General features: G+C 70.8%; 14 protein-coding genes and 1 pseudogene. 8 read left to right on the forward strand and 7 right to left on the reverse strand.

Annotation, left to right across the window (positions count from 1 at the left end; translation table 11 throughout):
• Window positions 1-140 precede the first annotated feature (140 nt).
• The 4 genes from Dvina_RS07490 to Dvina_RS07505 are packed head-to-tail and all read left to right on the forward strand — an operon-like array spanning window position 141 to window position 4,140.
• Complete coding sequence (locus Dvina_RS07490) at window positions 141-824, forward strand: polysaccharide deacetylase family protein (RefSeq protein ID WP_223101616.1); 684 nt, start codon at window positions 141-143, stop codon at window positions 822-824.
• Window positions 821-1,735, forward strand: coding sequence for a glycosyltransferase family 2 protein (locus Dvina_RS07495; protein WP_223101617.1), 915 nt, complete (start codon window positions 821-823; stop codon window positions 1,733-1,735). Before Dvina_RS07490 ends, Dvina_RS07495 begins: the two co-directional genes overlap by 4 nt.
• Window positions 1,735-2,778, forward strand: a complete 1,044-nt coding sequence (locus tag Dvina_RS07500) for a GNAT family N-acetyltransferase (protein ID WP_223101618.1) — start codon at window positions 1,735-1,737, stop codon at window positions 2,776-2,778. Before Dvina_RS07495 ends, Dvina_RS07500 begins: the two co-directional genes overlap by 1 nt.
• 15 nt (window positions 2,779-2,793) lie before the next feature.
• Window positions 2,794-4,140, forward strand: coding sequence for a glycosyltransferase family 4 protein (locus Dvina_RS07505; RefSeq protein ID WP_223101619.1), 1,347 nt, complete (start codon window positions 2,794-2,796; stop codon window positions 4,138-4,140).
• A gap of 429 nt (window positions 4,141-4,569) precedes the next feature.
• On the opposite strand, the pseudogene Dvina_RS54065 reads toward Dvina_RS07505, so the two are convergent.
• A pseudogene (locus tag Dvina_RS54065) lies at window positions 4,570-4,845 on the reverse strand (glycosyltransferase family 2 protein); the annotation flags it as partial.
• A 96-nt stretch (window positions 4,846-4,941) separates the two neighbouring features.
• Between Dvina_RS54065 and Dvina_RS07510 the strand changes: the two are divergent.
• Window positions 4,942-6,687 (forward strand): asparagine synthetase B family protein, encoded by a 1,746-nt coding sequence (locus tag Dvina_RS07510; protein WP_223101620.1) that lies wholly within the window; start codon window positions 4,942-4,944, stop codon window positions 6,685-6,687.
• Window positions 6,688-6,783: 96 nt separating this feature from the next.
• On the opposite strand, the gene Dvina_RS07515 is transcribed toward Dvina_RS07510, so the two are convergent.
• The 5 genes from Dvina_RS07515 to Dvina_RS07535 all read right to left on the reverse strand — a co-directional run bounded on the left by Dvina_RS07515 (window position 6,784) and on the right by Dvina_RS07535 (window position 15,368).
• Entirely contained in the window at window positions 6,784-7,689 is a 906-nt protein-coding gene (locus tag Dvina_RS07515; protein ID WP_223101621.1) for a glycosyltransferase family 2 protein, read from the reverse strand.
• Window positions 7,690-7,705: 16 nt separating this feature from the next.
• The gene (locus tag Dvina_RS07520; RefSeq protein WP_223101622.1) at window positions 7,706-9,121 is read right to left on the reverse strand and encodes a hypothetical protein; all 1,416 of its coding nucleotides are present in this window, start codon (window positions 9,119-9,121) and stop codon (window positions 7,706-7,708) included.
• Between the two features lie 204 nt (window positions 9,122-9,325).
• The gene (locus tag Dvina_RS07525) at window positions 9,326-12,988 is read right to left on the reverse strand and encodes a PQQ-dependent sugar dehydrogenase (protein ID WP_223101623.1); all 3,663 of its coding nucleotides are present in this window, start codon (window positions 12,986-12,988) and stop codon (window positions 9,326-9,328) included.
• Window positions 12,989-13,146: 158 nt separating this feature from the next.
• Window positions 13,147-14,340: a class I SAM-dependent methyltransferase gene (locus Dvina_RS07530; RefSeq protein WP_223101624.1), complete on the reverse strand. Its 1,194-nt coding sequence runs from the start codon at window positions 14,338-14,340 to the stop codon at window positions 13,147-13,149.
• Complete coding sequence (locus Dvina_RS07535) at window positions 14,337-15,368, reverse strand: NAD-dependent epimerase/dehydratase family protein (protein WP_223101625.1); 1,032 nt, start codon at window positions 15,366-15,368, stop codon at window positions 14,337-14,339. The genes Dvina_RS07530 and Dvina_RS07535 overlap by 4 nt, the downstream gene beginning before the upstream one ends.
• Window positions 15,369-15,600: 232 nt before the next feature.
• On the opposite strand from Dvina_RS07535, the gene Dvina_RS07540 reads away from it, so the two are divergent.
• From Dvina_RS07540 to Dvina_RS07550, 3 genes are read left to right on the forward strand one after another with little or no spacing between them, the layout of a single operon-like run.
• Entirely contained in the window at window positions 15,601-16,833 is a 1,233-nt protein-coding gene (locus tag Dvina_RS07540; protein ID WP_223101626.1) for a class I SAM-dependent methyltransferase, read from the forward strand.
• Between the two features lie 8 nt (window positions 16,834-16,841).
• Complete coding sequence (locus Dvina_RS07545) at window positions 16,842-17,636, forward strand: sugar phosphate nucleotidyltransferase (protein WP_223101627.1); 795 nt, start codon at window positions 16,842-16,844, stop codon at window positions 17,634-17,636.
• Window positions 17,597-18,265: a PIG-L deacetylase family protein gene (locus Dvina_RS07550; protein WP_246656085.1), complete on the forward strand. Its 669-nt coding sequence runs from the start codon at window positions 17,597-17,599 to the stop codon at window positions 18,263-18,265. Before Dvina_RS07545 ends, Dvina_RS07550 begins: the two co-directional genes overlap by 40 nt.
• Before the next feature lie 953 nt (window positions 18,266-19,218).
• On the opposite strand, the gene Dvina_RS07555 is transcribed toward Dvina_RS07550, so the two are convergent.
• Window positions 19,219-21,414 carry a coiled-coil domain-containing protein gene (locus Dvina_RS07555; protein WP_223101628.1) on the reverse strand — a complete coding sequence of 732 codons (2,196 nt, stop codon included), beginning with the start codon at window positions 21,412-21,414 and terminating at the stop codon, window positions 19,219-19,221.
• Between the last annotated feature and the right edge of the window lie 19 nt (window positions 21,415-21,433).

The following is a 21,433-nucleotide window of genomic DNA, read 5'->3' on the forward strand; positions in this document are numbered from 1 at the left end:
GAACTCCAGAAGAGCTGAAGAAAACCTGAAAAAAGTACGCTTGTCCGGTAGTAGACAATACCTCTGCCCATTCAACCGATGACCTCGGCCGTGGTGGCCATAAAAGATCCCAGGCGTCAACAACGGGAGGACAGGCCGGCATGCCGACCTCGGTCGTCAACATCAACGTGCACGGAATCGGATCGGCCGCTGCGTGCCCACGCCCGCTCGATCCGGGCGAAGAGCACATCTGGGTCAGCGTCGAGCAGTTCGAACAGGTGCTTGATGCCGCAATGGGCCGTGACGACGTCCGGATCACGTTCGACGACGGCAACACCTCGGACGTCGAGATCGGGCTGCCGCGGCTGCTCGAGCGCGGCCTGAAGGCGCACTTCTTCATCCTGGCCGGTGAGCTCGGCGCACCCGGCCGGCTCGACCGCGACGACGTGCGCGAGCTGCTCGGGGCCGGGATGGCTGTCGGCTCGCACGGCTGGGCCCACCGTGACTGGCGGCGCCTCACCGACGCCGAGGCCGAGCAGGAGATGGTCGACGCGCCGCGGGTCATCGGCGCGCTGACCGGCGAGCCGGTCACGACCGTCGCGATCCCGTTCGGTTCCTACGACCGGATCGTGCTCAATCGTTTGCGAAAAGCCGGAATGCGCCTGGTGTACTCCAGTGACGGCGGCCAGGCCCATACGGGCCAATGGCTCCAGGCCCGCAACAGCGTCAACAAAGACACCGACGCCGAGTGGATTCGCAATACCCTCGCCGGCCGGGCAACGCCGGCTGTCCAGGCCCGCCGTATGGTCGCCCGCCGCGTCAAAAAACTTCGTGGAGCGCCGTGAACCAGCCTCGCATCGCAGTCGTCATCGTCACCTACAACAGCGCGGATGTGATCGGCGGAGCCCTGCGCTCCCTGGTGCCGTCCGAAGGGGTCGAGATCTCGGCAGTTGTGGTGGTGGACAACAACTCCAGGGACGACAGTGTCGCCCTGACCAAGGCCACGGCCGACGTGCTGCCGGTGCAGTCGGTGCAGACCGGCCGCAACGCGGGCTACGCGGCCGCGATCAACGCGGGGCTGGTCGCCCTGCGCGAAGTACCCTATGACGCCCTTTGGGTCATGAATCCGGACGTGCGGATGCGCCCGGACACGCTCGCGGTCCTGTACAAGGAGCTGCAGGCGCCGGGGCGCGGCATGACGGTGCCGAAGATGCTGAACCCCGACGGATCGCTGCAGCCGTCCCTGCGCCGGATGCCGACCGTCGGGCGGGCCATCGCCGAGGCCGTCATCGGGGGCCGGCGGGCCGGCCGCATCGGGAGCCTGGGCGAGCTCATCACGGACCCGGCCGACTACGAGCAGGCCGGCGAGTGGGCGTGGGCCACCGGCGCCGCGCTGCTCATCGCGGCGGACGTGGTCCGCGCGCTCGGCGACTGGGACGAGTCGTTCGTGCTCTACTCCGAGGAGACCGAGTACATCCTGCGCGCCCGCGACCACGGCTGGCGGCTCTGGTACACGCCGGATGCCGTGGTCGAGCACATCGGCGGCGAGTCGGGCTTCAACCCCACGCTCGCCGCGCTCGTCACCCTCAACAAGGTGAAGCTCTTCCGGCGCCGCCGCGGTGCGGTCGCCGGCGCCGCCTACTACGGCGCGGTGCTGCTCGGCGAGTCGGTGCGCGCCGTGGGGGGCAAGCAGATCGCGAAGGCGTCGTTGGCGGCGCTCATGCACCCGTCGAAGCCGCCGCGGCTGGGCGACTGATGGAAGCCGTCCCGTTCGACAGGCTCGGCCCCGAGCACCTCGACGCCTGGCACGCCCTGCGCAACGCCAACCCACTGCTCGACAGCCCCTACTTCCACCCCGGGTTCGCCGCGGCCGTCCACACCAGCGGAAGAGCTGTGCAGGTGTACTGCGAGCGCAGCGCGACAGGCGCGATCGCCAGCCTGTTCCCGGTGGTGCGCGAGGGCTCCCTGCTGCGCCCGGTCGGCTGGCCCGGCGCCGACTTCCAGGGCCCGATCCTCGCCCCGGGCGCCGCCTACCCGGTCACGAAGCTGCTCACCGGCGGCGCGACCGCGCTCGAGTTCGACCACCTGCTGCCGCTGGCCGGCGAGTTCGAGGAGTGGACGGCCACGACCCGCGAGTCGCCGTTCGTGGACACGACGGGCGGGATGGACGGATACCTCGCCCGCGCCTCCAAGTCCGGCCGGGACAACATGGGCCAGGCCCGCCGCCGCACCGCGAAGGCCGAGCGCGAGATCGGCCCGGTCAAGTTCGAGGCCGACGTTGTCGACGAGGCCGCGCTGGCCGAGGTGATCCGCCTCAAGCGGGCCCAGTACGCGGCCACCGGGGCCAGGGACTACTTCGCCGAGCCCGACCGCGAGCGGCTGCTGCGGGCGCTGCTGCACACCCGCGGTACCGACTTCGCGGGGATCCTGTCCACTGTGTACGCCGGTGACCGATTGCTCGCGGCGCACTTCGGCATCCGCTCCGGCCCGGTGCTGCACTGGTGGTTTCCGGTGTACGATCCGGCCCACTCGGCGCTCGCCCCGGGCTGGATCCTGCTGCGGGAGCTGGTCATGGCGGCGCCGCAGCTCGGGTTCACCCGGATCGACCTGGGCCGGGGTGACGACGAGTACAAGCGGCGGGCGAAGACCGGGGAGACGTTCGTCGGTCAGGGCCTGGTCACCCGCAGCAACACCCGGCTCGCGGTCCGGCGGGCCCGCGAGCAGCTCGTGGCCGCGGCGAAGGCGTCGCCGCTCGGCCCGCACCTGCGCAAGGTCGTTCGCCGCTTGCGTTCGAGATAGAAGGAGGCGTCAGGAATGGCCGGCAGAAGTGCACTCATTCTGGTCGAGAATCTCTCAGTCCCGTTCGACCGGCGGGTGTGGCAGGAGAGCCTGGCGTTGCGGGACGCGGGCTGGGACGTGAGCGTGATCTGCCCGCAGGGGACCAAGCGGGACACCGAGTCCTACGCGGAGATCGACGGCATCAAAATCCACAGGTACCCGCTGGAGGCGGCGACCGGCGGCCCGCTCGGCTACGCGAAGGAGTACTCGTCGGCGCTGCGGCACACGCTGCGGCTGGCCAAGCAGGTCGGCCCGGTCGACATCGTGCACGCCTGCAACCCGCCGGACATCCTCTACGTGGTGGCCAAGCGCCTGCGCAAGCACGGGACCCGGTTCATCTTCGACCAGCACGACCTGGTGCCGGAGCTGTACCTCTCCCGCTTCAACCGCGGCAAGGACCTGCTCTACCGCGGGGTGGTGCGGGCCGAGAAGGCGACCTACGACGCGGCCGACGTGGTCATCGCCACCAACGAGAGCTACCGGCAGGCGGCGCTGACCCGCGGCGGCAAGCGGCCCGAGGACGTGTTCGTGGTCCGCAGCGCGCCGGTCGTCGAGCGGTTCCACCACGTGCCGCCGGACGAGTCCATCAAGCGGGGCAAGCCGTATCTGCTGTGCTACCTCGGCGTCATGGGCCCGCAGGACGGCGTGGACTACGCCCTGCGCGCGCTGGCGAAGCTGCGCGACGAGGTCGGCCGCACGGACTGGCACGCGGCCTTCGTCGGCGCCGGCGACACCTTCGAGCAGATGCAGCAGCTGGCCGTGGAGCTCGGGCTGGGCGACTCGGTCACGTTCACCGGGCGCATCCCGGACGAGGACCTGCTGCGGTACCTCTCCACCGCCGACGTCTGCCTCTCGCCCGACCCGCTCAACCCGCTCAACGACGTCTCCACGATGAACAAGATCATGGAGTACATGGCCATGTCGAAGCCGATCGTCTCCTTCGAGCTGCGCGAGGCCCGGGTGTCCGCGGGGGAGGCGGCCGTCTACGCGCCGGCCAACGACGAGTCGGCGTTCGCGAAGCTGGTGTCGGCCCTGCTCGACGACCCGGACGAGCGCCGGCGCATGGGCGAGCTCGGGCAGGCCCGGGTCAGCGGCCCGCTGTCGTGGGAAAACTCGAAGATCAACCTGATAGCGGCCTACGAGCGGGCCTACGCCAAGAAGCTCGGGACCTCAATCCCCGCTCAGCGCACCGGTGGCGCGGGAGCTGGCGTCACTGCCCCAGGCGTTGTCATCCCGCCGCAGCCGGCTCGCGGCGCGGTCGATGACCAGGACACCGAGGAACGCGGTGGCGTCAACGGGGCTCACGGACCGGCTGCGCACTAGCCGCACGAGCGCGCCGAGGCCCAGCGGGGCCTCGGCCGCACTGCCCTGCATCGCGGCCAGCTGCCGGTTGCCCCGGCGCACCCGGACCCGGCGGTTGAGATGGGCCTTCAGCGTGCGGGCCGGGCGCACCAGCGAGCGCGCGCCGGCCACCGCGACGCGCTCGTGCGGCCCGAAGCTGGCGTGCACGTAGCCGTCGTCGGAGAGCACGTCGGGCATCGGGAAGACCCGCGCGTGCCCGGCCTCCGTGAGCATGTAGACCCCGGCCCCGGCCAGGACCCGGCTGGGCGCCATGAGCCGGTCGTGGACGCGGTGGACCCGGCGGACGATCCGGCCCACCTTCGCCATGTCCAGCTCGGGCACCGGCGAGCAGGCCAGCACGCCGGGCTGCGCGCACGCCGCGACGAGCGCGCGCACCGAGTCGGCGGTGAGCTCGACGTCGGCGTCGAGATACATCCGGGGAAACGTCGTGCAGTGCTCGTCGCCCAGCCGCATCGCGGGGACCTTGCCCGCCACCGCGGACTCGACGACGCGCACACCCGGCACGGCCGCCGCGACCGCGGCGGTGTCGTCATTGCAGGCGTTCGGCACGACGATGACCTCGAACTCGCCCGGTGCGGTGCCGGCCAGCAGCTTTCGCAGGTTGTGCCCGATGACCGCGGCCTCGTTGTGGGCCGGGACGACAATGCTCACGATCGGGATCCGCACGGCGCCACGATAGCGTGAAGAGACGCGAAAACGGTTGACGGATAACCGATCGACCTATTGGTACCGCGATTGTGGGCCCGATAGGTTCGGGCTCCTATGAGCGCCTTTCTCGCGGTCTCGATCGCACCAAACGCAGCCGAGCGTCTGCGCCACCCGGTCGAGGCGGCGATCGCGTGCCTCGCCGACGGCGGCTCCGTCGAGCACCGCGACGTCGCCGCGGACGGCTGGATCGCCTCCACCGAGCCGGTCGGCCCGGGCGCCTTCACCGTGTCGCTCAGCAGGCTGCTGCGCACCCGGGACACCGACCTCAACGCCGCCGACCTGGTGCCGCTGCTGGCCGGGTCGGGCTCGGGCCTGACCGACCTGCTGCCGCCCTTCGCCGCGGCCCACCGCGCGCACGCCGGCGGCCCGATCACCGTCGCCAACGACTGGCTCGGGTTCCGCCAGCTGTTCTGGTGGCGGGGTGACGGCGTGGCCGCCGTCTCGACGAGTGCCCGAGCGCTGGCCGTGCTCGCGGGGGCCGGACTGGACCTCGACGGGCTCGGCACCCAGGCCATGATGGGTTGGCAGATCGCCGACCAGACCATCTATCAGGGCGTCCGCGCCTGCCCGCCCGCCACGATCGCCACGCTGTCCGGAGGGTCGCTGGAGATCCGGCAGTATGCGGCGGACGTCAGCCAGGCCGGCCCCGCCCCGCGGCTGGAGGACGCGGTCGCCGAGATGGCCGACATCCTGGCCCGCTGGCAGACCGCCTACATCGAGGCGCACCCGGAGTCGGTGCTGCAGCTGACCGGGGGCCACGACTCGCGGATCCTGCTCGGCGCGACGCCGGAGAAGCTGCGCAACGGCCTGCGGGCGCTGACCCTCGGCTCCGACACCAGCCCCGACGTCGTCATCGCGGCCCGGCTGGCCAAGCGGTACGGCATCCGGCACGAGGTGTACCGCCTGGACGAGCACGCCCCGCCGTCCCCGGCCGCCGCGCACGCCCTCGCGCTCGAAGCGGCCAAGGCGCTGGAGACGCTCGGGAGCCCGATGGCCCTCGCGCCGCTGCTGAGCGTCGAGGCGCAGCTCGACCAGGGCCACCGGCTCTCCGGGCTCGGCGGCGAGGTGGCCCGCGGCTTCTACTACGCCGGGCAGCCCGTCGGCGCGCAGACCACGCCCGCGCTCGTCGACCGGCTGGCCCGCTGGCGGCTGTTCAGCAACGAGTCGGTCGACGCGGCGGCCCTGGACAAGGACTTCCACGCCGCGGCGTCCGCGCACACGCACGCGACGCTCAAGACGCTGTTCCCGGCGGGCGACTGGCTCCGCGCGACCGACCACTTCTACCTGTACCACCGGATGCACCGCTGGTCCGGCGCGCACGGGACGGCCGCCGCGGTGCGCCGCCACTTCGTCAACCCGATGTTCGACAGGCGCTTCATCGAGCTGTCGCTGGGCGTGGCCCCGGCCGACAAGCGCGACTCGCTGCTGCTGGGCCGGATCATGAGCCGCCTCGACGCCGAGCTGGCCCGCATCCCGCTCGACACCGGCCTGGTGCCGGCCCGCCTCGGCACCCGCAGCGTCGCGACGCGCGTCACGGTGGCCACGGCGACGGCCCGCAAGGTGGCCGGGAAGGTGCGCCAGCGGCTCACCAACGCCCGCCGCCCGCAGCTGGGCGCGGCCGAGTTCAGCGACCTGGTGGTCGAGCACTGGCGCAGCGACGCGTCGGTCTGCGCGCCGCTCTACGACATGCCGGTCGTCGACCGGCAGTGGCTCGACGGGCTGCTCAGCGGCGCTCACGGGGCCCCGGCCACGACCGTCACGTTCCTGGTGAACCTGCTGGTCGTGGCCGAGCGCCGCTAGGCGCGCACCCGCCGCCGGCCGCGGCCGGCGGCCACCGACCGGGCCTGTGTCGCCCGGCAGAACAACGCCCAGCAGTTGTAGACCCAGCCGGGCTGCCTAGCCGGGCTGCTCCGCCGTGTTGCGGCCGCCCAGGCCCACCACCTGGGCCAGGCGGCGGCCGCGGCGGCTGAGCACGATCTGCTGCCGGTCGAGGTACCACTTGCGCACCGCGGCGCGGGCCTGCCGCCGCTGCTCGGGTGTGAGGTCGGCGCCCTCGTTGACCCAGCGGAGCATCTCCCGCCCCTGCAGGGTGTTGGCCGCGCGCGCCGTCCAGACCGGCACGCCGAGGCGCCGGGCCAGCTGCGGGCGGCGCTCGTCGCGCTGGAATCCGCGGCGGTACAGCACCTCGTTCACGTGGCCCCACGGGCCGGCCAGGGCCAGCTTGGACGAGTACACCTGGTCCTCGCGGAGCATGTTCTTGCGCGGGATGCCCACGATCGCCTCACGGCGGATGACGCCGTAGAGCGGGTCGAGGAGCAGGTAGCTGTCGTTGAGCAGGCGCAGCATCTCGGTGAGCCGGACGATGGGATCGTCGGAGAGCAGTTCCTCGCGGTGGTACTCCGACGTCCGCACGACGCCGTCGTCGCCGTGGAACTCGCACGCCGCGGTCACCATGATGAGCCGGGGATCCTCGGCGAACCGGTCCAGGCTCCGGGAGATGCAGTTCGGCTGCATCGCGTCGTCGTCGCCGATCCACCGCATGTAGGTGCCGGTGGCCCGGTGCATCGCGGAGACGAAGTTGTTGAGCAGGCCCACGTTCTCCGGCTGCCGGTAGTACTTGACGCGCGGGTCCTCGGCGGCCAGGGCGCGGGCCACCTCCTGCGTCTCGTCGGTCGAGGCGTTGTCGGAGATGACGAGCTCGAGGTCGGTGTGGTCCTGGGCCAGCACGGAGCGGGCCACCGCCGGAATCCGCTTGGCGCCGTTGCGCACCGGGAGACAGACGGAGACGAGGACGTCCTGCATCGATGAACTCCAGATTTCAGTTCTCCGGATTGACCGGAGTGCCGTCTTCCCAGGTGTTGTTGTGCCAGACGTTGCCGGAGCCGTTCACGTTGAACCCCGCGACCGCACCGTACGCCGCGCACTTCTTGTTGGTGCCGAGCGCGAACACGTTGTTGATGATCTGCACCTTGTTGGCGTTCGGATACGGCTTGCTCTTCGTGTCGCCACCGTAGAGGCAGTACGACGAACCCGTGTTGGCGCCCAGGAAGTTGCTGTCGACGACGACGTCGGAGATGACCGCGAAGTCGCCGAACAGGTTCAGGTCGCCGGTGCAGCCCTCGCCGGCCGAGTTGACCGGGGCGTCGCAGACGATCGTGTTGTGCTTCACCCGGATGTTGTGGCCGCCGTTGGACAGCAGGCCGCCCAGGTGCCAGTTCGCGTTGTCCGGGATTCGCTGGCCGTGCAGCCACGAGTCCTGGATGGTGCAGTACGAGCCGCTCTCGCCGCACTGCACGCTTGTCTGGCCGCCGTGGATGTTGCTGCGGATGATCGTCATGTTGCCGTAGCTGACGGCGGCGTTCTGCCGGGTTCCCGCGTCGACCTCGGAGTCGGACAGGGTGTAGGACCAGCTTCCGGAGCCGGACTGGTCGGTGTCCAGGACCACCGCGCCATTGATCTTGCTCTTCTGGATCTTGACGTTCTTGGCCTTGATGCCCAGATCGCAGTTGACGGTCTTCGAGTCGATGACCGTGTTGTCCTTGTCGATCGTGCAGGGGCCGCTGTACGCCGTGAGCGTCGTCCCGCCCGGCACGCCCGTGCTGCCGGGGCCGGGGAACCCGCCGGGGACGCGCCCGGGGATGTTCGCGGTGCTCTTGGCCGCCGCCGAGGGGTTCTTCGAGGCCGATGCGGAGCCGGAGGGGCCGGCGCCCAGCCCGGCGTTCGGGTCGACCTCACCCATGCCGCCGCCGTTTTCGCCCGCCTCCGGGGCCGTGCTGGTGGACGCCTCGTTGCCGGCCGCCTGCGGGCTTCCGGCGCGCACCCAGCCGATCACGAAGACCGCCCCGACGAGCAGCACGATGACGGCGGCGCCGACCAGCCAGACCCACGGCCGTCGCCCGGCGCCGCGCGGCGGCGGCACCGGCGACAGGGCCGGCGCCGGTGGCCGGGCCGGGCGCTGGAACTGGCCCGTGTCGCGGATCTCGCCGGTGTTGCGGATCGCGCCCGTGTTGCGGATCTCGCCCGTGTTGCGGATCTCGCCAGTGTGGCGCTCGGGCGCCCGGAACTCGCCGGTGCGCCGTTCGGCGCGCTCGGCCCGGGACAGGTCGCCGGTGGAGTCCTCGGGCCACACCGGCGGGCGGAACTCGCCGGTGGGGGGACCCTGGCGGGGGTTGCGCGGCGGAGGGGTGGGTTCTCCCTCGGACCTCGGCCGGTCCGGCGGGCGAATCGCGGGCATCTTGCTCCTTCCTCCGTGAAGCTCCGAAGTCCCGATACGACCCCGAACACCTCCTGAAAGTCAGCGCGCTTCACGGACGTTACCGAAGTCGCGGTGACGGCGGCAACCGACGTCCGGACTACGACAAAACGCCGCCCGGGTTGATCCCGGGCGGCGTTTGTGCCGTTTTCAGTGGACGATTCCGGTCAAAGCTCGGGCCTTTACTCAGGCCGGTGGATGGAAAAGCACCCCGGTGCCATTTCTGATCACCGGCTGATTCAGTGAGTATTGCAACGCCACCGTGCCGGTGGCGTTCTCGATACCGATTGTCGCCGACGAGCCCTGCTCGAAGGTCGTGCCGTCGACGTCGGCCCAGGCGACAGCGATGTCGCCGTTCTCGGAGAACACCACCTCGAACGACGCGCGGGCGGTCGTGTCCTCGAAGAACTGGGCGTTGCGCCACTCGATGACGAACTGCCGGTTCGGCGCGCTGCCCGTGACCGCGGTGCGCACGCTTGCCGACGCGTCGATGTTCAGGTCCTCCCAGAACGGGTAGATCGCCGCGTTCGCCTTGTTGGAGGCGGCCGCCGACGGGATCGCCGAGTGGTTCCAGGCCGAGCCGGTCGGCTGCACGAACGTCACCACGCCGTTGGTGTCCACCCACGCGGTCGTGTAGGTGGTGCCGTAGAACTTCACCGGGAACGGCAGCGTGACCTGCTGGTAGTAGTCGTCGCCGGTGAGGCTCAGCACTGTCTGGTCGGCCCGGATGAAGCCGCGGGCGCCCGGGGTGGCCGTGTAGCCGAAGGAGTCCTGCAGCGGGACCCCCAGGTTGAGCGTGGCCCCGCCCGAGCCGGTGAGCACCGCGTTGCCGGTGGCCACCTGGCCGCCGGGCGCGGTCGCGGTGACCGCGTAGGTGCCGGCGGCCAGGCCGTCGATGCGGTAGGTGCCGTCGGCGCCGGTGACCGCGGTGGCGGTGCCCGGCGACAGGGCGATCCGGGTCCCCGGCAGCGCCGCGCCCGAGCCGGACGCGCTCACCTTGCCGGTGAGCGTCCCGCCGGTGGGCGGGGGCGGGCCGGACGGCGGGTGGAACAGCACACCGTTGCCGCTGCGCAGGGTGGGCTGGTTGAGCGAGTACTGCAGCGCGATCGTCCCGGCCGCGTTCTCGATACCGACCGTCGACGCGGAGCCCTGCTCGGTGGCCAGTGTGTCGATGTCCTTCCAGGCCACCGCCACGTCACCGTTCTCGCTCAGGACCGTCTCGAACGACACCCGCGCGTTCGCGTTGTCCCAGAACCGCACGTTGCGCCACTCGACGACGAACTGCCTGTCGGGTGCCGACCCGCTCAGCTGCGTGCGCACGCTCGCCGAGGCGTCCACGTCCAGGTCGGACCAGAACGGGTACACCGAGGCGTTGGGTTTGTTCGCCGCCGGGGCCGAGGGGATCGCCCCGTGGTTCCACGACGAGCCGTTGGGCGCGGTGAAGCTGAGCACGCCGTTGGTGTCGATCCAGGCGCTGCTGTACGTCTGCCCGTAGAACGCCATCGGGAACGGCAGTGCCACCTGCTGGAAGGCGTCGTCGCCCTTGAGCGTCAGCACCGTCTGGTCGGCCGGGACGAACGTCCGGGGCCCGGCGCTGCAGGTGTACCCGTACGCGTCCCCGCACGCCGGTGCGCTGCCCGTGTACGTGGCCGTGTACGTCGTGGCCGTCGCGGGCGCGGTGATGACGTGGGTCTGGGCGCCGGCGTCGGACCAGGACGTGAAGGAGTACGACGTCGAGCCCTGGGATTGTGGCGTGGGCGCACTGACGGAGTTCGTCGAGCCCTGGATCACGGTGAGGCTGAACGGCGTGGTCTTCGTCGCCGAGCCGACCGTCAACTGCAGCCCGGCCGGGCTGGAGGTGAACGCCAGGTTCACGGTCTTGGGCTGCACCGAGATGCTCGACGTGCTCGTGAGGCCGCCGGAGTCCGTGGCCGTGAGCTTGAACTCCACATAGGACGGATACTCGTGGTCGGGCGCGGTGATGGAGCCGCCGGCCACGCCCGTGAAGGTGTTCATCGGGTGCTCGTGGCAGTTGTCCGGCGTGATGCAGTGGTGCAGGATCACCTGCCAGCTCAGCGCCGAGGCCGGCAGCGCACCCTGCTGCGGGTCGGTCGCGTGGCCGGAGAACGCGATGGTGTCGCCGGCCGCCCACGTGGCCGTGGCCGCCGGGGTGTCGATGAACGCCGTCGGGGCGTCGTTGCCGGCCGTGATGGTGACCGTCTTGCTGTTCGTCGCCCCGGCGGTGTCGGTCACGGTGAGCTTGGCCGTGTAGGTGCCGGCCGTCGCGTACGTGAAGTTCGCCGTCACGGCGGTCGAGTCGGTCGTGCCGTCGTTGGTGAAGTCCCAGGCGTACTTCAGCAGGCCCGCGTCGGCCGGGTCGGCGTCGGAGGACGTGCCGGCGTTGAAGCTCACGGCCAGCGGGGAGCTGCCCGACGTCGGCGTCGCGGTGAACGCGGCGACCGGCGGCTGATTGTTCGGGTAGTAGCGGATGCGGCGGATCTGGTTGCTGCCCAGGCTCACGTAGTACAGCTCCCCGCCCGGGCCCATCTGCAGGTCGGCCGGGCCGCTGGCGCCGCCGTCGAACGTGATGATGTTCGCCGGGTCCGGCAGGCCGCCGGCGCCGGGCATCATGGCCCAGATGCAGTTGCGGCTGTAGTCGGAGAAGAACAGCGCCCCCGCGTAGCCGGCCGGGTAGGAGCCGCCGGTCGTCGGCGCGAAGGCCAGGCCGGAGATCGACGAGCCGCCGGACGGGCAGCTCTCGCCGGCCACGACCTTGGCGCCGTGGTTGTACGTGTAGTACGGGGCGCTCTGCCCGGCCCCCGCGTACAGGTTCTCGCACAGCGGCCGGTCGGCGCTGTCGTACCCGCTCTGGCGCGCGTTGCCCTCGTAGCACGGCCAGCCGAAGTTGGTCGGCCCGGTCGTCGGGGTGACGACCCGGTCGATCTCCTCCCAGGTGTTCCAGCCGACGTCGCCGGCCCAGATCTCGTTCGTGCCCGGGCGGACCGTCATGCGGAACGGGTTGCGCAGGCCGTGGGCGACGATCCGGCGCGCGTTCGCGTCGGGCGAGGCGGCGAGCGGGTTCGTCGGCAGGGCCGCGCCGGTGTTCGGGTCCAGCCGCAGGATCGAGCCGTTGAGCCCGGTCGGGTCGGCGGTGGTGAGCACGTCCTGGGAGCGCAGCGCGCCGCCCTCGTTCGCCGGGTCGCCGCAGGGGTTGGCCGGCGAGCCGAGCTGGCCGTAGTCGACGACGTTGAAGCTCGCGCCGTCGCCGCCGGAGACGTAGAGCGCGCCGTCGGCCCCGAACTTCAGGTCGCCGATGGAGTGGCTGGGGTACTGCTGGCACCAGTCGGAGATCAGCGGCTGCTCGGTGCCGGTCATCTGGTTGCCGGCCGCCGTGAGCTTGGAGAGCCGGGCCGAGACCACGCACGCCCCGCCGTTCGCGTCCGCGCACACGTCGTTGTAGACCGGGGCGGTCTGGCCGAGCTTGGCGTCGTACGTGTACAGCACGTAGACCGACGGATCGGTCGGGAAGTTGGGGGCCAGCGCGAGCCCGAGCAGGCCGCGGTCCCACTGGTTGTGCACGGCCACGGACAGGTCGGCGAACACGTCAGGGGTCGGGTCGGCGAGGTTGTCGAAGACCTTGATCTTGCCGCCCTTCTCGGCGACGAAGATGCGGCCGTCGGGGGCGAACTCGATGTTCGTCGGCTGGCTGAGCCCGCTGAAGACGACCTGCTCCTGGAATCCGGTCGGCAGGGCCGCGGTGGCGGCCTCGCTGCCGGCGATCGGCGTGATGACCGCGGCGATGAGGCTCGCGACCAGGGCCGACCGCAGTGCGCTTTTGGAGCGCGACATACGGCCTCCAATGTGGGAATTTTGGCGGCGGGGAAGCGTCTGGGTGGTGGCGTCAGAGTAGCCAGTGACAATGCATTTGGATCTGTCGCGTTCCTGACGGCTTCCCGGCATACGAAAAACCCCGGCATCCATACGGATACCGGGGTTTTTGCGGTTTTTCAGGCGACGAGGATTTCCGCCGTCACGCCCAGATCGGCGAGCGATTTCCCGATTTCTTCCCGGTACGCCGGGTTCGTGATGATCACGGCCTTCGGCTGCAGTGTGGTGAGCGTCGACGGCGGCTCCACCCGGTGCCCGGTGACCGGCAGGAATCGGCCCCACTTGCGCGGGTTGAGGTCCACGACCCCGGCCAGCGCCAGCTCCCGGTCGGCGAGGGTGAGGAACTGCACGCCGCGCGACCCGGCGCCCCACAGCACCGGCTTGGCGCCCTCCGCGTCGAGGCGGGCGATGGTGTCCCGCCACCGCTGCCGCTCGGCGTGGTGGCGTTCGGCGAAGCCGGCGATGGCGGCCAGCTGCTTGTCCCGCGCCCGCAGTGAGGGAAGCTCGCCGGTGTACGCCGCGTGCCCCTGCGAGCGCGGGCGGTTCGCCGACACCTCGATGTAGCGGAACATGCCGGAGAACAGCGTGCCTGTCGACTCCACTGTCCAGCCGGCCCGGCTGAAGATCATCGCGAGGCTGTACGCGTCGAAGTACGACACGTGCGGGTAGATGACCTCCCAGCCGGCGGTGGCCAGGTCGTACACCGCGTCGGGCACCTCGACGTAGCCGAACACCTCGCGCCCGTTCGCCTGCTCCCGCAGGTCGACCAGGAACTCGTAAGGGTCGTCGATGTGCTCGAACCAGTGCCGGGAGGTGAAGAAGTCGTACGCCGGCAGGCCCGACCCGCGCGGCGCGAACTCGGCGTGGAACGTCGCGCCGTCCTGCTCACCCTCGACACCCGCGTACATGGCGTCGTAGCCCACCCCGCGCCCGCCGCTGACGTGGACGAGCTCGCGCAGGAACTCGCCCTGCCCGCAGCCGATGTCCAGGACCAGCTTGCCGGCCAGGTCGTACCGGTCGTTGAGGCTCTCGACCAGCTCGGCCGAGAACTTCTGGAACGCGGGGGAGAAGTGCAGGTTGGTGTCCATCGTCGTGTCGTAGACGAGCTTCTCCGGCTCGAACGCGACGTTGCGCACGTAGGCGCAGCGCGGGCACGCGGCCAGCTCCATCCGCCCGACCGGCGAGGCGACCGCGTCGCCGTGGGCTTCCCAGTGCACGCCGCACAGCACCGGGATCTCGCCGAGGTCAGCGAACGGGACGAGCCGGTCCTCGCCGCAGGCGTCGCAGAGCCGGTGGTCCTGCTGGGCGTTCACGCGTTGGTCCAGCGCAGCTTGTCGTCCAGCTTGCCCGCGTCCATCAGCGCCTGGATCCGCTTGATGCGCTGGTGGGTCTGGCTCTTGAACTGCTCGATCGTCAGCCCGTAGCGCTGGTAGTTCTCGACCAGCTGCTCCACGCCGAGCTTCACGTTCCACTTCGGCTGAAACTCGGGGATCTCGCGCTCGATCAGGTCGCACGTGACCCGGTAGTTGCGCAGGTCGGCCCCGGCGCCCTCGGCGAACGTCGGCACGCTGCCCGGCACCGCCTCGGCGACCAGGCTCGCGACGTCGCGGATGAGGTAGTTCTCACTGGTGCGGCCGATGTTGTAGGCCTTGGCGTGCATGCGCTCGCGGTCGACCTCCAGGAACGCCAGGAACGCGGCCGAGATGTCCTCGATGTGGATCAGCGGGCGCCAGGCCATGCCGTCGGAGAGCAGCACCACCTGGCCGGTCAGCAGCGCGTGCGCGGCGAAGTCGTTGACGGCCAGGTCACCGCGCAGCCGCGGGGAGAAGCCGTAGGCCGTGGAGTTGCGCAGGAACACCGGCGAGAAGTCGTCGTCGGCCAGCTCCAGCAGGCCCTGCTCGGAGAGGATCTTGGACTCGCCGTAGGGCGTCACCGGGTTGAAGCCGGCCGTCTCGTCGAGCGGGGTGTCGTCCTCGCCCTTGCCGTACAGCGAGCAGGACGACGAGAACAGGAACCGTTCGACACCGGCGGCCTTCGCGGCGCGGGCCAGCCGCAGCGTCGAGCGGTGGTTGATGTCGTAGGTCAGGTCGGGGTCGAGGTTGCCGAGCGGGTCGTTCGACAGCGCGGCGAGGTGGATCACCGCGTCGAAGCCCGTCACGTGCTCGGGCTCGACGTCGCGCAGGTCGACGCGGAGGGTCTTCACCTCCTCCGGCGCCGGACCGAGGATGCAGTCCGCGAACAGCCCGGTGTCGAGGCCGACGACCTCGTGCCCGGCTTCGCGGAGTATCGGCACCAGCACGCTGCCGATGTATCCGTCGTGGCCAGTGACGAGTACGCGCATGAGCTAGCTCCCGGACGTTCGGCGGGTGGAAGACGAGTCTAGAAGCCGCGAATTTCGGCCCTGGAGTCGTCTGTCGGACTTTTTACTTTGTCGTTTACCGTCGGGCGCGACGAGCCGCTAGTTTCTTTCGCGTCGCAGCTAAGCTTGCGCGTCGCACGGGGTCGTTTGTCACGGCGCTTGGGTTGTGCTGTCCGGCGTGCAGCCTAGCGCGACCGACTTTGAGGGGGAACGCATGTCCGCTGTCTCGTGCCGCCTGTGTGGGGCGGAACTCACCGAGACCTTCGTCGACCTGGGGATGTCTCCCCTCTGCGAAAGCTACGTACCGGCGGACAAGGTGGACGCGGCGGAGACGTTCTACCCGCTGCACGTGCGCATCTGCACGGAGTGCCTGCTGGTCCAGCTGCCGGCGTACGTCGCCGGGGAAGCGATCTTCTCCGACTACCTGTACTTCTCGTCGTACTCGACCTCGTGGGTCGAGCACGCCCGCCGCTACGCCGTCGCGATGACCGAGAAGCTCGGCCTAACGGCCGACAGCCTGGTCGCCGAAGTGGCCAGTAATGATGGGTACCTTCTGCAGCATTTTGTGGCCGCCGGTATTCCGGTGATCGGCGTTGAGCCCGCCGGAAATGTCGCAGCGGTCGCCCGCGAAAAGGGCGTTCGGACGGAAGTGTGTTTCCTCGGGCCGGACACCGGGGCGGCCGTCGCCGACCAATACGGACGGGCGGATCTGGTCGCCGCCAACAACGTCTACGCGCATATTCCGGACATCATCGGGTTTTCCCAGGGCCTGGCCAACCTGGTCAAGCCGGACGGTCTGGTCACGCTGGAGTTCCCCCACCTCCTGCGGCTCATCGAGCGGCGGCAGTTCGACACGATCTACCACGAGCACTACCAGTACCTCTCGCTGCTGACCGCCTCGCGGGCGCTGGCGAAGGGCGGGCTCACCGTTGTGGACGTCGAGGAACTGGCGACGCACGGGGGCTCACTGCGGGTACACGCGAAACACACCGAACAGGCCGGGGAGCCGTCGCTGGCCGTCAAGGCGCTCCTGGAGGCCGAGGCCGCGGCCGGTCTGCACACGTTCGAGGGCCACAAGGGCTTCGCCGACGAGGTCTTCACGATCAAGAAGGACCTGCTGACCTTCCTCATGCAGGCCCGCGCCGAGGGCAAGCGGGTCGTCGGCTACGGCGCCCCGGGCAAGGGCAACACGCTGCTCAACCACTGCGGCATCCGCGAGGACCTGGTCGAGTACACAGTCGACCGCTCGCCGCACAAGCAGGGCATGTTCCTGCCGGGCACGCACATCCCGATCCACGCGCCGGAGCGCATCGAAGCCGACCGGCCCGACTACGTCCTGGTCCTGCCCTGGAACCTGCGCACCGAGATCAGCGCGCAGCTGTCCTACGTGAAGGACTGGGGCGGCAAGCTCGTGTACCCGATCCCCGCACTCGAGGTAGAGGGGTAAACCCGGCCATGAAGGTCGTTCTGTTCTGCGGTGGCCTCGGCATGCGCATGCGCGAGGGCGGCAGCAACGTCCCGAAGCCCATGGCACTCATCGGCGACCGGCCGCTGCTGTGGCACGTCATGCGGTACTACGCGCACTTCGGACACACCGACTTCATCCTGGCCCTCGGCTACGGCGCCGCGGTCGTCAAGGACTACTTCCTGCACTACGACGAGACGCTCTCCAACGACTTCACCCTCAACGGCAGCGACCGCGACGTCCAGCTGTTCTCCACGGACATCACCGGCTGGAACATCACGTTCATCGACACCGGCCTGAAGGCGTCGATCGGGGAGCGCCTCATGCGCGTGCGCAAGTACGTCGAGGACGAGCCGATGTTCATGGCCAACTACGCCGACACCCTCACCGACGCGCCGCTGCCCGAGATGGTCGAGCGCTTCCGTGCGTCCGACGCGACGGCGAGCATGCTGGCCGTGCCCACCGTCTCGACGCACCACGTCGTGGAGATGGACCCGGACGGCGCGGTCACCCAGGTCCGCGACTTCAAGGAGCTGCTGACCTTCGAGAACGGCGGCTACTTCATCATGCGCCCGGGCATCTTCGACGTCCTGCGCGAGGGCGAGGACATGGTCCCCATGGCCTTCGACCGCCTCATCCCGGAGCGCAAGCTGCTGGCCCAGCAGTACGACGGCTTCTGGCGCGCGGTCGACACCTTCAAGGACCGCGCGGAGATGGAAGAGGCGTACAACAGCGGCGACTGCCCGTGGATGCTGTGGGACACCATGCGGGGCCCGGCGTCGTGATCGGCTTCAACCTGGCCGGCGTGCGGTCCGTCGTCGCCCTGGGCGCCCACCCGGACGACATCGAGATCGCCGCCGGCGGCCTCCTGCTCTCCCTCCCCGCCGGCGTCACCGTCGACTACGTCCTGGCCACCGGCGCCCCCACGCGCCAGGCCGAGGCCCGCGCGGCCGCGTCGGCCTTCCTCAGCCAGGCCGCGGCGCTGAACTTCCACCTGCACGCCCTGCCCGACGGCCGGCTCCCGGCCCACTGGAACGAGACCAAGGAGATCGTCGAGGCGGCGGCCTCCCTGGGCGTACCTGACCTGGTCCTCGCGCCCGCAACCGACGACGCGCACCAGGACCACCGGCTGCTGGCGACGCTGGCGTCGACGGCCTTCCGCAACTCGCTGGTCCTGCACTACGAGATCCCGAAGTGGGACGGCGACCTGGGCCGGCGCAACATCTACGTGCCGCTGACCCCGGACCAGGGCCGCCGCAAGGTCGCCCTGCTGCACGAGCACTTCCCGTCCCAGAAGGCCCGCGACTGGTGGGACGACGAGGTCTTCCTGGGGCTGGCCCGGATCCGCGGCATGGAGTGCCGGTCGCATTACGCGGAGGCGTACACGGTGACCAAGGCCGTACTCGCGTTCTAGCCGCTGCTTCGCTGTTTGTCCTTGTCCGGTCCTGCTGGTGGCCCGGCTCGTCTTTTCGGCGGCCGGGCTTCTTGCTGCTGTCGTTGGCCACTGTTGCCGGCTCGGTTGTGGGCTCCGAAAAATCATGACTCGTTCCTCACTACGATTTTTCGGATTTATACCTTATTTCGGGTTTGCTGGATTGCGCGGCTATTGGCAGAGGGGCGTGATATCGCCGGTGCATGCGCATCGGACTGGTGCGTAACAAGCCTGGGCCAACGCAGCGCGTGACGAGCCGGTGATGACGAGCGACGGCAGGCATCGATCCAGCGCCCCACCAACGCGACAGCCATCCCCATGCGGACAACACGCACCCGCACACTTGCTGAACATCAACCGCGGGCGTGCGCGCGCCTGTGTGCTGCTTGGATGCCGCCGTGTGCCCTATGTCGTGGGCCGTGCGTCGTGTGCCGTGCGCTCTGGGCAGCGCGCCGTGGAGGCTGTGCGCTCTGGGCAGCGCGCCGTGGGGGCCGTGCGCCGTGGAGGCCGTGCGCTGCGGACCGTGCGCCTGCGCGCTGCCGGATGTCATCGCGGGCTGTGGGCCTTTGTGCTGGCGGATGTCGACGCAGGCCGCATGCGGATGCGGCTGGTGACGCGGGCGATTGCTGGAAGCTGCCTCGCGCGGACGCGGCTGGTGGTGCGGCGGTTGGTGGGCGCTGCCACGCGCGGGCGCGTGCGGCGGATCGAGCAGCGAGGTGGGTTAGGACGAGGGAGCGCCGGTCTGCGATGGGTGGCCACGCGTGGGGCGGAACTCGGGATTGGAGCGCGGGGAGAGGCTGAGCCGGCGCCGGGCTGTGTTGTGGACACGCGCGGGGGCGGGGAGGTGTGTCTGTACGGCGACGGCCGCGGCGCGGGTGCGCGGCGGCCGTCGGGAGTCTTTGGCGGGCTTGTGTCCGGTGGGTGCCGGAGGTGGGTCAGCGGGTGCCGTTGGCGGTTGCTGTGGTGAGTTCCTCGCTGGCGGCGGGCGGCTCGGGGTCGGTGGCGTCCGGGGCCGTTGTGGTCGCTGCGGTGGCCTGCTTCGTGGGGGGCTGGGGCTTCGCTTTGGGCTTGCCGCCGTTCGCGGTGACCTTGGCCTCCACGTTCTCGACCTTCGCCCCGTCGACCTTCGCCCCATCGGCTTTCGCGCCGTCGACCTTCACGCCGTCCGTCTTCGCTCCATCGACCTTCGCGCCGTCGATCTTCGCTCCATCGACCTTCGCGCCGTCGATCTTCGCCCCGTCGACTTTCGCGCCGTCGATCTTCACCGCGTCGGTCTTCGGCTCGGCGGGCTTTGCGTCCGCGGGCTTGTTGGCCTCGGCGGCCTTCAGGGCTTCTGCGGCCTCGGTCTTGGCCAGTTCCAGGGCGGCCTGGGCGGCGCTCGACTCGGCTTCCAAGGTGGCGATCCTGGCCTTCAAGGTCTCCGCGTCGGCCTTGGTGGTCTCGGCGTCGGCGGCGCTCGACTTGGCCTCGGCCAGCTCGGCCTCCAGCGTGGCGACCTTGGCCTTCAAGGTTTCGGCCTCGGCGGCGGTCGCGCGCAGGGAGTCGGCCTCCGCGGCGGTGGCGCGCAGGGTCTCGGCGTCGGCCGCGGCGGCGCGCAGGGAGTCGGCCTCGGCCTCCAGGGCGGCGATGCGGGCCTTGAAGGTCTCGGCCTCCTGGTCCGCGGCGGCGCGGATCTCGGCGGTCTCGGCCTCGGCGGCGGCCCTCGCGGCCTCGGCGGCGGCGCGGGCGGCGTCGTCCTTCGCCTTCGCCTCCGCGCGCAGGGTCTCCGCTTCGGTGGCAGCCTTGGTGCGCAGGTCGTCGGCGTGCGTGGCCGCCTCGGCGCGGACGGACTCGGCGTGGGTGGCCGCCTCCGCGCGCAGGGAGTCGGCCTCGGTGACCGCTGACGTGCGCAAGGTCTCGGCCTCGGTGGCGGCGGTCGTGCGCAGGGTCTCGGCCTCGGCCGCGGCGGCGGCGCGGAGGGAGTCGGCCTCGGTCGCCGCGGCCGCGCGCTGCTCGGCCAGCTCGGCCTCGTGGGTGGCGCGGAGCTCGGCGAGCTGCTGCTGGAGTGTCTCGCGGTGGGCGGCCACCTCGGTGTCGGCGGCCTGCTTGGCGACGGTGGTGTCGGCCTCGAGCTGGAGGCGGGCCTGCTCGGCGGCCTCCGCGGCGGTCGCCTCGGCCTGGGCGATCAGGGCGGCGGCGGCCTCCTGGGCCTGCTTGGCGATGGTGGCGGCGTGCTCCTCGGCCCGCTTGGCGACCGCCTCGGCGGCCTCCTGAGCCTTGGCCGCGACCGCGGCGGCGGTCTGCTGGGACTGCGCGGCGAGCGTGTCGGCCTCGTGCTTGGCCTGGGCGGCGAGCGTGGCCGCCTGCTCCTGGGCCTGCGCGATCAGCGCGGCGGCGTGGGACTTGGCGCCGGCGGTCTCCTGCTCGGCGGCCGCGCGCACGGCGTGGGCGTGCTGGTCGGCCTCGGCCTTGACGGCGGCCGCGTGCTGCTCGGCGGAGGTGCGCACGCTGTGTGCGTGCCGCTCGGCGTCGGCCCGGGCCTGCTCGAGCTGGGCGTTGGTGGTCTGCGTGATGCGCTGGGCCTCGGCCTGGGCGGCGGCGATGAGGCGCTCGCCCTCGGCGCGGGCCTGGGCGGCGCGCTCCTCGATGGCGCGGGCCTCGGCGTCAAGCGACTGGCGGCGGTGGGCGACCGAGCGCTCCTCCTCGGACCGCCGGGCGGCCAGGGCGAGCTCGAAGTCCTCGTTGGCCTTGGAGGCGCGGCTGCGGGCCTCGGCGAGCAGCCGCTCGGCCTCGGCGCGCAGGCCGGAGATCTCCTGGACGGCGTTGCCGCGGATGTCGGCGGCCTGGTCCTCGGCGAGGGCGAGGATCTGCTCGACGCGCGGGCCGAGGTGGCGGAACGAGAGGACCTCGCCGCGCCCGGGCGCGTGCCGGCGCAGCTCGGACAGCTCCATCTGGAGGTCCTGCACCTGGGAGGCGAGCGCCTGGACCTGACCCCAGACCTCCTCGTTCTCCACCTTCAGCGCGGCGATCTCGTTCTCGGACTGAGTCCAGTACTTATCGACCTGGTCGCGCCGGTAGCCCCGGATCGCCGTCTCGAAGTCGGGTTCCGAGGACACGCCCGTGCCCGAGTTGAAGAGGTCGCCGTCTGACATAACACCTATCCTCACACGC

Origin of the sequence: Dactylosporangium vinaceum (genome assembly GCF_019904175.1) — a bacterium.
Taxonomy (GTDB): Bacteria; Actinomycetota; Actinomycetes; order Mycobacteriales; family Micromonosporaceae; genus Dactylosporangium; species Dactylosporangium vinaceum.

What these genes read in the sequence shown, in the direction of transcription:
- Dvina_RS07490 (WP_223101616.1), top strand. Translation starts at nt 141, where the DNA reads ATGCCGACCTCGGTCGTCAACATCAACGTGCACGGAATCGGATCGGCC.
- Dvina_RS07515 (WP_223101621.1), bottom strand. Translation starts at nt 7,689, where the DNA reads ATGCAGGACGTCCTCGTCTCCGTCTGTCTCCCGGTGCGCAACGGCGCC.
- Dvina_RS07510 (WP_223101620.1), top strand. Translation starts at nt 4,942, where the DNA reads ATGAGCGCCTTTCTCGCGGTCTCGATCGCACCAAACGCAGCCGAGCGT.
- Dvina_RS07505 (WP_223101619.1), top strand. Translation starts at nt 2,794, where the DNA reads ATGGCCGGCAGAAGTGCACTCATTCTGGTCGAGAATCTCTCAGTCCCG.
- Dvina_RS07525 (WP_223101623.1), bottom strand. Translation starts at nt 12,988, where the DNA reads ATGTCGCGCTCCAAAAGCGCACTGCGGTCGGCCCTGGTCGCGAGCCTC.
- Dvina_RS07500 (WP_223101618.1), top strand. Translation starts at nt 1,735, where the DNA reads ATGGAAGCCGTCCCGTTCGACAGGCTCGGCCCCGAGCACCTCGACGCC.
- Dvina_RS07545 (WP_223101627.1), top strand. Translation starts at nt 16,842, where the DNA reads ATGAAGGTCGTTCTGTTCTGCGGTGGCCTCGGCATGCGCATGCGCGAG.
- Dvina_RS07540 (WP_223101626.1), top strand. Translation starts at nt 15,601, where the DNA reads ATGTCCGCTGTCTCGTGCCGCCTGTGTGGGGCGGAACTCACCGAGACC.
- Dvina_RS07535 (WP_223101625.1), bottom strand. Translation starts at nt 15,368, where the DNA reads ATGCGCGTACTCGTCACTGGCCACGACGGATACATCGGCAGCGTGCTG.
- Dvina_RS07555 (WP_223101628.1), bottom strand. Translation starts at nt 21,414, where the DNA reads ATGTCAGACGGCGACCTCTTCAACTCGGGCACGGGCGTGTCCTCGGAA.
- Dvina_RS07520 (WP_223101622.1), bottom strand. Translation starts at nt 9,121, where the DNA reads ATGCCCGCGATTCGCCCGCCGGACCGGCCGAGGTCCGAGGGAGAACCC.